Raw genomic sequence first — 12,116 nt, 5'->3', positions numbered from 1 at the left:
ATGTCAGTCTCATGCTTATACGCCTGATGACGAATCAGCTCTGGCTTATAGTCCAAGACATGACGATAGAAGTCGCGCCATGCCAGCTCACTTATCCAGCGATTGATGTCGTTGTTGTCGCTATCGTTACCGTGCAGTTTTTCTTGAGCTTTATTTGCCTGTAGGTAGCACAGTCTAGGGCTGATCGCGCCAATCGTGAGGTAAGCCGATAATTGACTGGTCGCATGCAAGCTAGGTACATCGCGGCTTACATCATAGTTATTGATGTCTGCATCGACAAACGCTTCTAACTGCTGGCAAGCGGCAGTTTCACCAGCCAGATAAGCATCACGAGTATGTTTGAGTTGCGCCTCCATATCGGCATGATTATTTGACGCATTGATTTCTAGCTGCTTTTGATAGTCTTTGACAGTTTTTGTGCCAAGACTTTTTATCTCTTTTAACGTTTTTGCGTGGTCTTTTGCCAGCTTTAACTCAGTATGGTTACTATCACTGATAGCGACTGCTTCATGCATTTGTATATCGCTCACCTCCAAGGTGTGTCGCCATTTTTTATAAAACGGGGTAAACACTTGGTACATGCTGTCGCCATCGTTGGTTGTGATGGTTTTCGGTGGCAAGATGCACTGATCATGCCAGCGTACAAACTCGATATCGTTCTTTGCTAATTGCTTGGTTAATTGTTCATCACGATCGATCTCATTGCCTTCATATTCATGATTGGCCATGAGCGTACTGATAGCGTTGTTATCACAGATATCGAGTAGTGCGTCAATACAGTCCGAAAAATTCGGACAAACCTGTACTGTTAAAGTGATGTTCAATTGCGACTTTAGAGCTTTTGCGAGGGCAGGTAATGTACGAGCGATAAGATCAAGCTGTGTAAGCGACATATCATGCGTTTGCCATTGCTCAGGCGTGAGAAAAAATATGGCACTAACGAGTGCATTATCTGCATTTGCTTGTTCACAAAGCGCTGCTAAGGCGGTATTATCATGAACGCGCAGGTCACGACGAAACCACATCAAATAATGTGGCGGACTGACGCGATTGGCTTTATCGTTACTACTATTATTACTACTGTCGTTGTTGTCTGTTTTGTTAGCCGTTTTCGACGCAGTCTTAGACATTCAAGTATTCCTATATTAATCATTCGTAATCATAAACAAAACTATGAATAAAAGTATGCTAGGATAAGTTTTTGGATGCAATGGCTTTACTGTTTGAGTAACAAAACCTCACCATATCTCACGATTTGTCTTTGGTTTTTACTTGTTTGATACCGTTATAATTGGTGTCATATTTAGTATCATGAAATGCAAGGTCACGAAATGCACGTCAAGTTCTGCGGTTTTACCCAGCTTAGTGATATACAGACTGCGACACAGTTGGGTGTTGATGCGGTCGGTTTGGTGTTTTATCCGCCCAGTCCTCGTGCTGTCACGCCTGCGCAAGCACAGACCTTGATAGCAGCGCTACCAGCCTTTATCAATGTGGTGGCATTGGTGGTCAATATGCCGCAGGATGAATTGATTGAGCTGGCAGACACTGTGCCGTTTGACATCATACAGTTCCACGGTGATGAGAGCCCTGAGCAGTGCCAGCAGCTGGCGAGTGCAGTCAATAAACGCTGGATTAAAGCGTTGCGTATTAATGCCGATACAGATAGTACTGCTAGCGTCAGCGCTCAGATTGACGAATTTGCAGCAGCAGGGGCGAGTAGTATCTTATTAGATGCTTACCACCAGCATAAATATGGTGGTACTGGTGCGCGTTTTGATTGGAGTTTGATACCAGAGGACAGCTCGCTACCGATTATCTTAGCGGGTGGACTGGATGCCGACAATATCGCTATGACTTTAGAGCTGCCTATCTATGCAGTTGATGTCAGTGGCGGTATTGAAGCTGATAAAGGTAAAAAAGATGCCGCCAAGATGAAAGCATTTATGAAAGCGGTAAAACGCGACCGATGGCAAAATGCGACGCCTAGCGAACCTTCGAACACAAGTAGCTAGTTTACAACCCGCTCTATAACTTGTTACTTACCCTATTTCTTTCTTATTTATTCTAAAAAATACCACTTATTACAGTAGGAATTACCATGAGTCATGTCGATAATAAAAACCCATCTGCCACCGCACAATCTGTCAATACGTTTACCAATCCAGCAGACGTAAATGACTTTAATCAATACCCTGATGCTCGCGGGCACTTCGGTGTACACGGTGGTCGTTTTGTCTCTGAAACGCTGATGGCTGCGCTAGAAGAGCTAGAGACGCTATATACCAAAGTCAAAGCAGACCCTGCATTCTGGGAAGAGTACCACAATGATTTGGTCAATTATGTCGGTCGCCCCACACCGCTATATCATGCCAAGCGATTGAGTGATGAGATTGGTGGTGCTCAGATTTACTTCAAACGTGAAGATTTGAACCATACTGGCGCACATAAAGTTAATAACACCATCGGTCAGGCACTGCTTGCCAAAATGTGCGGCAAGAAACGTATCATCGCTGAAACTGGTGCAGGACAGCACGGTGTAGCGACTGCAACGATTGCTGCCCGTTTGGGACTAGAGTGTATCGTTTATATGGGTGCGGATGATGTCGAGCGTCAAAAGATGAACGTCTATCGTATGCGTTTGCTGGGTGCAACGGTTGTACCAGTGACCTCTGGCTCACGTACGCTCAAAGACGCGATGAACGAAGCCATGCGTGACTGGGTGACCAATGTAGATAGCACGTATTACATCATTGGCACGGTCGCAGGTCCACATCCTTATCCGTTATTGGTTCGTGATTTTCAAGCGATTATCGGAAAAGAAGCACGTATTCAACATCTCGAAAAAACAGGTAAATTGCCTGATGCACTAGTTGCTTGTGTCGGTGGTGGTTCAAATGCCATTGGTCTGTTCTTTGACTTCCTAAACGATACTGATGTCAAAATGTATGGCGTCGAGGCGACAGGTGATGGTATCGAAACAGGTCGTCATTCAGCACCACTGGCTGCTGGTCGTATCGGTGTACTGCATGGTAATCGTACTTATCTGATGGCAGATGACGATGGTCAAATTCAAGAAACCCATTCTATCTCAGCCGGACTCGATTATCCTGGTGTAGGTCCTGAGCACAGCTTCTTAAAAGATATGAAGCGCGTGGAGTATGTCGGCTGTACGGATAAAGAAGCGCTGGCAGGATTCCATGAAGCCACGCGTAAAGAAGGTATTATCCCTGCACTTGAGACCTCTCATGCTATTGCTTATGCGCTTAAACTGGCTAAGACCATGGCGCCTGATCAAACGATTATCGTCAATATGTCAGGTCGCGGTGACAAGGATCTGCATTCAGTGATGAAGGCAGAAGGGATTGAGATGTAAAATCGACAGTGTTCATGTTAAGGATACTGTTTAAAGACATTGTATTGTTCTTAAGGTGAGTAAAGGATAGTGGTTGCTAATTTATATACACTTAAAAAAGTTTTAGATGATTCAGCAATCACTTTACCTTTTACGATTGGTTCGATTTTACCTGAGGATAGCGTTCGGTTCTATCAAACCAGTTTTTTTGTGGAAGCCATAAGATCGTCATTCTCATACGCTATGGTTTTTATAGCACTTTATACGCTATCATTTTTCTTTATTGACTCAAATGTAATGAACCTCTTAACCATCTATTTTGTCATTTATATAGTCTGGTATTGGGTCGCAGCGTATTATAAGTTTATTAAAAATATAGGTGCTAACTTACCAAGAGAAAAGCTAGCTGATAAGCTGAAATGGTGTTCGACACCTATGTTATTCGTTAATACTCATGATATTACGGTGCTTGCTTGTAACAGTACAGCTGAATACAAAATAAATCTTGATGACGTTTATAAAATTATTTATAACGCTCATGATTCGGATATGGGTATTTTGTTTTTTGCTAAAGTGTCAGGTAGTGAAAACTACGAGAATACTAATGCGTATCAAGCGTTACTAAAATCGCCTCTCGATACTTATATGCTTCAAGAGCAGTCAGGTAAGCAGTATCGAATTGATAGAAAGCAGGTCGCTAAGTTACTTAATGAGATCCTTAACAATAACTATGACCATTTAACCTCAAGTAATGTTGGATGCGAGTAGAATATGACAGTTTTAATAATAAAGTTAAACCACTAAAGGATTAACGGTGCCAACTTATAATTTAGACAGCCTTATTAAGCAATATCGTTCCAAAAAGCGTTTGAAGTATATTTACTTTTGGGGGCATCAACCACGTGCAGATGGTTCTATTGATAAGAGCTGCTTTAGCCAATGGTGGCAATCACCTTTTACGATTGATAATGTGAGCTATCGCACAGCCGAGCATTATATGATGGCACAAAAGGCATTGTTATTTAATGATCATGACAGTTTTGACAAAATTATTAATGCGGGTCATCCAAAGCAAGCCAAAGACTTGGGGCGTAAGGTGATTGGTTTTGATGAAACTATTTGGCAAAACTATCGTTTCAATATCGTGATAGATGCCAATTTAGCAAAGTTTGGTCAGCATGAAGCACTTGGTCAATACTTACTAAATACTGGTAATAGAGTATTGGTTGAGGCCAGTCCTTGTGACAAAGTTTGGGGCGTAGGATTAGCAGCAGACGATGAGCGTATTTCAAACCCAGAGAAATGGCATGGCCTAAACTTACTTGGTTTTGCCCTGATGACGGTACGAGATAAACTGAACGACTAAGAGATGATAGCAACTTTATATTATTGAATGATTGAATTGTTAATATTAAAAATCCAAAAACATTTTAGAGACCACTATGACCAGAATTGAAAGCACTTTTGCAACGTTAAAATCACAAAACAAAAAAGCCCTGATTCCTTATGCAATGGCGGGCGACCCTAATCCGACCACGACAGTCGGCTTGCTACACGATTTAGTGAAGCACGGCGCTGATATGATCGAAGTCGGTTTGCCGTTCTCTGATCCAATGGCCGATGGTCCAACCGTTGCGTTAGCAGGCGAGCGTGCACTAGCAGCAGGCACGAGCACTCGTGATGCATTAAAAATGGTCGAAGAGTTTCGTCAAACAGACACGCAGACGCCAATTATTCTGATGGGTTATCTCAATCCAGTTGAAATCATTGGTTATGATAATTTTGTGGCGCTATGTGAGCAGTCAGGCGTTGACGGTATATTGATGGTTGATTTGCCACCAGCAGAGGCGGGTAGCTTCACGCAGCATCTGACCGATCATTCGATGAATGAGATTTTCTTATTATCACCAACGACTTTACCGGAGCGCCGTGAGCAGGTATTGACCCATTGTGGCGGTTATATTTATTATGTATCACTGAAGGGCGTTACTGGTTCGGCCACGCTCGATACTGACTCTGTTGCGACTCAAGTCCAAGCGATTAAAGCTGAGACAGATTTGCCAGTATGTGTGGGCTTTGGTATCCGTGATGGTGCCTCTGCCAAGGCGATTGGCACGCATGCGGATGGTGTTATTGTAGGTAGTGCACTGGTACAGAACTTTGCTGATATCGATGCCAATGATACAGCAGCGGTTGCAGCTGCTCAGCAGAAAATAATGGCTAAAATGGATGAGCTACGCGCTGCACTGGACAGCTTGAGTGCTTAAGCCGAGCATAAGTGAAGGGTAAGCCAAGCCTAAGTTAAAATAATTTAAGTTGTCATCATTCAGGTTTTCATTGCATTGCGAGTCACAGTATTTATAAACAGCTGTATGGATAAATAACAATGTTTATAAAGACACTAATAAATGACTTTGCTAAAGTTAGTTTACGTGTGTAAACTAACCCCATACATAAATTGTTACAGTTGCGCGTAAGTGTGCCTTATAACTGCTCATGTTATGACTATATGTGACTTTTAAATTTACTCTTAGGGACAAGTGAATGAGCCAACTTGTCGATAAGCCTTTGATAATGGCGAATAATATGACTGATACGATAACAAAACCTGATATGACTACTTCTAATAATGCTGAGACAAAAACCAACACATCTGGAGCATCGTGGTTTAACCGTCCGATACCAGGCGTTAAGCAACAATTGACAGCGCCATTGAGTGCAGTAGAGACAGAACCTTCGACCAAGTGTAGTAGCTGTCATTCGATGATTACCAATACATCGTTAATTTTTAATTGCTATGTGTGCCCACATTGTGATCATCATTTACCGATGAGTGCTCGTGAGCGTCTAAACTGGTTGCTTGATCAAGTAAATGGCGAGCTGGGGCAAGAGTTTGTTGCCAAAGATCCGCTCAGTTTTGTGGACAGTAAGCCGTATCCAAAGCGTATGGCAGAAGCGCAAGAAAAAACAGGTGAGTCTGAGGCGCTGATTGTGTTGTATGGCAAGCTACGTAACCTCGATGTGGTGACTTGTGCCTTTGATTTCCGCTTTATGGGTGGATCTATGGGCTCAGTCGTTGGTGATCGTTTTGTCCAAGCTGCCGAAAAAGCGTTAGAAGATAAAGTGCCTTTAGTGTGCTTTGCTGCTTCAGGCGGTGCGCGTATGCAAGAAGGTCTGTTGTCTTTGATGCAAATGGCACGAACCGCAGCTGCGATTGAGCGCTTGAGAATTGCTGGTATTCCGTATATCGTTGTCTTGACCAATCCTGTTTATGGTGGTGTAACGGCATCTTTGGCTATGATTGGGGATATTCACTTAGCGGAACCAAAAGCAATGATTGGTTTTGCGGGCAAGCGCGTGATTGAACAAACCGTACGTGAAACGTTAGAAGAACCGTTCCAACGTGCTGAGTTTTTGTTAGAGCACGGCGTAGTAGATGAGGTGGTGCATCGTCATCAACTGATTGATACCATTTATCGTCTGTTAGCGAAACTAAGCCAGGTGCCTAATATGAGTGCGTAGCACACAGTGGACGCTTGGTTTCAAATGAGTAGGTAATTGGGTTTATAACTGCCTAGTATCATGTGTTAATATTTCTACAATACTCAAAAATTTCTAATAGCATTTATCGTCATATAACGGTAAATGCTATTTTTGGTTTTAGTTAGCGAATATACTGTCTTTATTTTTTATAATATTTTATATAGGTTTGAACCATGTCCGATTCTCTAGATTCTAGTCCGTGTAGTCCCAAAGACACAGCCAGTTTGACGGAGTGGCTCGATTACATGCAGCAGATACACGTGTCGGCGATAGATATGGGTTTATCACGTGTTTTGCCAGTGGCTGAGGCATTAGGCGTGGTACAGTCGGCCAAAGATGATGCTTATGTATTTACGGTAGCAGGCACCAATGGTAAAGGCTCAACGACCGCTGTCATCGCACAAATGTGTCAAGCCGCAGGTTATAAGACTGCACTGTATCAATCACCACATTTGAGTGCTTTTAATGAGCGGGTGCGTATCAATGGTGAGATGGTTAGTGATCAAACCTTAATTGATGCTTTTGGTAAAGTAGAAACTGCACGATTAAAGTGTGGCTTAACGTTATCATTTTTTGAGATGACAACACTGGCGGCACTACTCATATTTTCTGAGGCAGATTGTGATGTATGGGTATTGGAAATTGGGTTAGGTGGTCGCTTAGATGTGGTCAATATCATTGATCCTGATATGGCGGTAATTACCAATATTGGTATTGATCATGTCGACTGGTTGGGTGACAACGTAGAAGATATCGGCGCAGAAAAAGCAGGTATTTTACGTGATGATATTAGCTTAATTTATGGTACTGCGGAGATGCCCAATAGTGTAAAACAGGCTATTGATAAGCATCAGGCAAACTGTTATCAAGTAGAGAAAGATTTTAGCTATCGTGTCATTGATGCAACGACGTGGCAATATAGCAATGCGGCAGTCAGCATGCAGCTACCGCGTCCAGCATTGTCGTTGATTAATACTGCCAATGCCTTGTCCGCGGTATTGGCAAGTTCGCTGAATATCGATACTCATGCTATCGAGCAAGCACTGCAATCAGTCAAGTTAGCAGGTCGTTTTGATTATCGTGAGAGCCATAATCGTCACTGGCTGTTTGATGTGGCGCACAATGAACAAGGTGTTGAGTTTTTATTGACACAGCTATTACCACTTTGGCAGCAGCATTTGGCAAATCAAAGCACATTTGATACCTCAAATCAAAATGACCAAGCCAGTGATGCACCTGCTACCATTAAAATGCTGTTTTCTATGTTGGCTGATAAGGACGTCGAAAAAGTTGTACAGCGTTTGACTGAAGCAGGCTTGCCTATTAGTGAGTGGTTTATCGCTGAGATTGATTATCCTCGGGCAGCGAGTACGGAGCATTTACAGGGTGTTTTATTGAACTATGTTGATGGCGCTAAGATACACAGCTTGGATCGTCTGCAGCAAGCGACTGATGCGGTAATAGCTACCAGTCAGTCACAGGATTTAATTGTGGTTTGTGGTTCTTTTCATACGATTGGAGAGGCATTGGTTGCATTGGACGACAATGGCTTAAGATAAAAAAATCGTGATGTAATGTTAATCCTAACCATTATGTGATGGCAGACAGCATGAAAAATATGCTTTATAATCAAAGTACTTTTTACATTATAACTATAGTTTGAAAGTTGATTGACATAATTGGTGGCAAAATTCAGTCTTTTTTAGTCCATTTAGATGGCTGTCGATTGAATTGAAAACACGCCCTAATGCTATTAATAATATAATTTGAGAGAGTAGCGATGCCGCTCAATCAACCTTATTACCAACTAAGAGACGTAAACGGATGAACTTTTCGAGACAAGCCTTATTGGGCATTGGGATGATTATAGGCGGTAGCGTGATGCTATACGCTATGGTGCAACAGATTGGTGATAGTAATAGTGAACCCGCACCAGTATCAGCGATGATAGATGAACCAAGTACTGAGAACGCATCGGCACAGCCGTTGACCACAGATATCGAGACAGAAAAACGTATCTTGGCACAAAAACAAAAAGAGCGCGCAGCCCGTGTCGCAGAGCAAGAAAAGCGTGCGCAGCAGTTTTTGACAGAACAAGAGGCGGCTGAGGCAGAAGCACTGGCTAAAGCACGCGCAGAAAGCCAGCAGTATCTGGCTAATAGTGCACCTATTAGTAATGATAGTGACGACTCAGAAACGGCACAAAATATTACTGATTTTCTGACTGTTCAGCCTCGTACTGATAATAAGCCGACTGAGAGTGAACAGCAAGAAGCAGCTCAAGAAGCAAAGAGAGAGGCTGAGATTAAAGAACAAGCCGTTGCTAAAAAATTAGCAGAGAGCAAAAAAGAAGCGGAGCTAAAGAAACAGGCTGAAGCCAAGAAACAAGCAGATGCTAAAAAGAAAGCTGAGGCCGAAGCTAAAGCCAAAGCATTAGCAGAGGAGAAGAAGAAAAAAGAAGCTGCCGAAGCGGCTAAAAAAGAGCCACCAAAATCCCCTATTGAATATCAAGTGAAAAGAGGCGATGGACTTATTAAGCTTGCAAGACAATACAACATACCAGTAGAAGTCTTGGCTCAAGCCAATGATATCTCACCGTCATCATCGTTACAGTTGGGGCAAAGTATAACGATTCCATCACGCCTTCAAATACAACGTTTAGAGCGTGAAGCGGCAGCAGCTGAAAAAGCACGTGAAGAAAAACGTAAAAAAGAAGAAGCGTTAGCTAAGAAGTCAGCTGAGGCTAAACGTGAAGCGCAGCAAAAACTCAGTGAAGCTCGTCAGCAAGTGAAAGAAACTGATGCAAAAGGCAATTTTGGTGTGCAGGTAGCCTTGGCAGACGATCAAGCCAGAGCGGATGATTTGGCAAAAAAATTCCAAGCAGCAGGCTATCAAGTTAAAACCAGTCGTACCAGTCGCGGTGTCCGAGTTATCGTTGGTCCTGAGCGTGGTAAAATTGCAGCTTTGGCCCTAAAAGATAAAATTAATAGCGACCCTAAGGTCGATACAACAGGTGCTTGGGTGTTATTCTGGCGCTAGCCTATTGCCTAAGTAATATGTAGCGTTTTAACCGGAGCGTGTTTGATCCTTCGATCATGGTACTGCCTATTTACGCAAGCTCAACACGCTTAAGTTTGTTTGGACTCTCTTATCTAACTATTTCTATGATTAAAACACGACATCTGATGTCGTGTTTTTTGCTTTACCGTTTGCCGATTGGCAAAAGCTTGGTTACGATAAGCACCGATTTTCTTTCTTTATAACCTGTCAGCCTAAAAAGGTTGACCTGCCGTGACTGTCCGTAAATGGCTTTTATAAAATAGCAAAGTTATCACTTTAGCCAGTCACTCTCATATTGTATAAGGTAAAACCATGTCATTTGGCGTTGTATTTTTAATATTGGCCGTTGGGTTTTTAGGGCTGATTACGTTACCCAAGTTATTGTCAAAACGTCAAAGTAGTGAGCCTGATCCCAAGCCTGTACGCGGCGATGATTTGGCTATTTGGCCATTTGCACCGATGCCAATCATGACAGATACTGAGGTAATATTTTTTAAAAAATTAAGCAATGCGCTGCCTGAATATCACATATTTGTCCAAGTTCAGCTATCACGAATTATTGAAGCTAATAGTACCGAGACCTCTGAGCGTAGCTTTTGGTTCAACCGTATCTGCCGTCAAAGCGTCGATTATGTAATCGTAGATATTGATGCTCAGACCACACTGGTTGCTATCGAGCTTGATGATTGGACCCACACGAGTAAAGCGCGTCAAAAGGCTGATGATAAGAAAGACAAAGCTTTAGCCAGTGCAGGGATTGCGATGGTGCGATTTCATGCGGAGCGGATACCGAGTGCTGATATGTTGAGGTATGAGCTGATGCAAGTGATTGAGAATTATTGAGAGTGCTGATTAGGTGAGGATGATTTTATAAAAACCCTTACCATTAGTTGTGCTGTCTCGTATAGATAACGATTGGTCTATCACCTGCAAAGTACAGCCCTGATGCGAGCGGTGTGTCACCAGTACAAACTACTGGTGGCTGCTGTTTATCATAAACATTATGTCGATCATAAACATTGCGCTCATCATAAAAGCTACGCTTGGTAAACCACTCAATATAATGTGCGGCTCGCAATGTCGCCATATTGATTGTAGCTAGGGTAGCTGGATCATTTTTATCACACCATTCATGTAGCGGAAAGTTAGATGCTAGCCAGCTAGGATAGCTAAAGTTATGTGTATTCAATGGTACAAAGAATCGTCCTTTTATAACGCCATAACGCTTATCGATTTTAACGTGTCCATGGTTTTCCGTATCCACCCACACCGCTCGAAACTGCTTAGTCTGCATGTGGGTCATCTTGCGCTGTAGATTGTCTTTAGAGTTGATTCCTACCCAGTTTATAGGCTCGAACGGCGCGGAGCCCATAAAGAACTTGATGGCTAGTTCCCAATGCTCGACCAGCTGCTCTGCATGATTGTATAAGATTAAATCTAGCTCACCAGTGGTCTGTTTGCCATTATAGAGCTGCACATTATTAGCCAGTGTCTCATACGGATGCAGCTTGCGCGCAAACCCATCTTCTAACCAAAATGACACCAACCCTTCAAAGTGAAACCCTAGTCGATTGGGGCTTGGGCGCTTGAGTAAGTAGCGAGTCAGTGCTTGATAGTCAGTGGTGGTGTCTAGCTCCATTAATCGTTGTTCATACGCCTCAAACTGCGACTGCCAAAAGCTAGCGTTATGTACTGAAACAGCATGTGTGTTCTCATGCGGTGCAAAGTCTAGCCAATGCGTCAAGACATTAGGACACGCCAGTACATAAGCCAAATCACGCACATAAGGTCGGCGGTAACGCTCCCAAGGAGTGTTATCTATAAGGTGGGTAGAGTTGGACTGAGCGATAGGCTCGGACATAAGATAAACCAGTGTAAAGGTGTATCATTTACCCTAACGTCTTGCTCTATAAAAGTCTATAGATGACAAGTATCGGCTAGGGTAATGTTCTAAAAAGACAGACTCTTCTATTAGCTCTACGCTAGAGGCTTTAGTGACATCAAAGTTTAGACATGATTTTGCCAAATGTTATCTAATATTAGATGACAGTTTATACAGTGGGTTCTTTATGGAAGGAGCTAACTTAGCTAAGTATTTAAAACTATAAGAAACCTAATTCTAATTACTTTTTAGCATTTCATGTTTTGCGGTTTTATC

The 12,116-nt window shown here is 42.7% G+C and carries 11 protein-coding genes; 9 read left to right on the top strand and 2 right to left on the bottom strand.

Going from position 1 to position 12,116, the window contains the following annotated elements:
• Positions 1-1,130 (bottom strand): deoxyribodipyrimidine photo-lyase (locus tag ACT3SX_RS10600; protein ID WP_444518511.1); only part of this gene is annotated, 1,130 nt, incomplete at its 3' end.
• Positions 1,131-1,331: 201 nt separating this feature from the next.
• Here ACT3SX_RS10600 and ACT3SX_RS10595 point away from each other — a divergent pair.
• From ACT3SX_RS10595 to ACT3SX_RS10555, 9 genes are all read left to right on the top strand, one after another.
• Positions 1,332-2,015: a phosphoribosylanthranilate isomerase gene (locus ACT3SX_RS10595; protein WP_192992355.1), complete on the top strand. Its 684-nt coding sequence runs from the start codon at positions 1,332-1,334 to the stop codon at positions 2,013-2,015.
• Between the two features lie 86 nt (positions 2,016-2,101).
• Positions 2,102-3,376 (top strand): tryptophan synthase subunit beta, encoded by a 1,275-nt coding sequence (gene trpB, locus ACT3SX_RS10590; RefSeq protein WP_192992354.1) that lies wholly within the window; start codon positions 2,102-2,104, stop codon positions 3,374-3,376.
• A gap of 69 nt (positions 3,377-3,445) precedes the next feature.
• Positions 3,446-4,123 carry a hypothetical protein gene (locus ACT3SX_RS10585; RefSeq protein WP_192992353.1) on the top strand — a complete coding sequence of 226 codons (678 nt, stop codon included), beginning with the start codon at positions 3,446-3,448 and terminating at the stop codon, positions 4,121-4,123.
• A 46-nt stretch (positions 4,124-4,169) separates the two neighbouring features.
• Positions 4,170-4,721 (top strand): NADAR family protein, encoded by a 552-nt coding sequence (locus tag ACT3SX_RS10580; protein WP_192992352.1) that lies wholly within the window; start codon positions 4,170-4,172, stop codon positions 4,719-4,721.
• A 76-nt stretch (positions 4,722-4,797) separates the two neighbouring features.
• Complete coding sequence (trpA, locus tag ACT3SX_RS10575; protein ID WP_192992351.1) at positions 4,798-5,622, top strand: tryptophan synthase subunit alpha; 825 nt, start codon at positions 4,798-4,800, stop codon at positions 5,620-5,622.
• 346 nt (positions 5,623-5,968) lie between these two features.
• Positions 5,969-6,877 carry an acetyl-CoA carboxylase, carboxyltransferase subunit beta gene (gene accD / locus ACT3SX_RS10570; RefSeq protein ID WP_192992357.1) on the top strand — a complete coding sequence of 303 codons (909 nt, stop codon included), beginning with the start codon at positions 5,969-5,971 and terminating at the stop codon, positions 6,875-6,877.
• Positions 6,878-7,071: 194 nt separating this feature from the next.
• On the top strand, positions 7,072-8,457 hold the full coding sequence (locus ACT3SX_RS10565; protein ID WP_192992350.1) for a bifunctional folylpolyglutamate synthase/dihydrofolate synthase: 1,386 nt from the start codon (positions 7,072-7,074) through the stop codon (positions 8,455-8,457).
• Between the two features lie 265 nt (positions 8,458-8,722).
• On the top strand, positions 8,723-9,937 hold the full coding sequence (locus tag ACT3SX_RS10560) for an SPOR and LysM peptidoglycan-binding domain-containing protein (protein ID WP_442069861.1): 1,215 nt from the start codon (positions 8,723-8,725) through the stop codon (positions 9,935-9,937).
• Between the two features lie 333 nt (positions 9,938-10,270).
• A complete protein-coding gene (locus tag ACT3SX_RS10555; protein WP_192992349.1) occupies positions 10,271-10,801 on the top strand; it encodes a DUF2726 domain-containing protein in 531 nt (176 codons plus the stop codon).
• A 43-nt stretch (positions 10,802-10,844) separates the two neighbouring features.
• Here ACT3SX_RS10555 and ACT3SX_RS10550 read toward each other — a convergent pair whose 3' ends face one another.
• Entirely contained in the window at positions 10,845-11,819 is a 975-nt protein-coding gene (locus tag ACT3SX_RS10550) for a DUF1853 family protein (protein ID WP_192992348.1), read from the bottom strand.
• Positions 11,820-12,116 lie beyond the last annotated feature (297 nt).

Origin of the sequence: Psychrobacter sp. AOP31-B2-9, from assembly GCF_052378005.1 — a bacterium.
In the GTDB taxonomy this organism is placed as follows: domain Bacteria; phylum Pseudomonadota; class Gammaproteobacteria; order Pseudomonadales; family Moraxellaceae; genus Psychrobacter.
Note: the sequence above shows the minus strand (reverse complement) of the source record. Positions and strands in the feature narration are given on the sequence as shown.

Excerpts from the sequence above, each read along its gene's own strand:
- ACT3SX_RS10595 (WP_192992355.1), top strand. The coding sequence starts at position 1,332 with ATGCACGTCAAGTTCTGCGGTTTTACCCAGCTTAGTGATATACAGACT.
- trpB (WP_192992354.1), top strand. The coding sequence starts at position 2,102 with ATGAGTCATGTCGATAATAAAAACCCATCTGCCACCGCACAATCTGTC.
- trpA (WP_192992351.1), top strand. The coding sequence starts at position 4,798 with ATGACCAGAATTGAAAGCACTTTTGCAACGTTAAAATCACAAAACAAA.
- accD (WP_192992357.1), top strand. The coding sequence starts at position 5,969 with ATGACTACTTCTAATAATGCTGAGACAAAAACCAACACATCTGGAGCA.
- ACT3SX_RS10565 (WP_192992350.1), top strand. The coding sequence starts at position 7,072 with ATGTCCGATTCTCTAGATTCTAGTCCGTGTAGTCCCAAAGACACAGCC.
- ACT3SX_RS10560 (WP_442069861.1), top strand. The coding sequence starts at position 8,723 with ATGAACTTTTCGAGACAAGCCTTATTGGGCATTGGGATGATTATAGGC.
- ACT3SX_RS10555 (WP_192992349.1), top strand. The coding sequence starts at position 10,271 with ATGTCATTTGGCGTTGTATTTTTAATATTGGCCGTTGGGTTTTTAGGG.
- ACT3SX_RS10550 (WP_192992348.1), bottom strand. The coding sequence starts at position 11,819 with ATGTCCGAGCCTATCGCTCAGTCCAACTCTACCCACCTTATAGATAAC.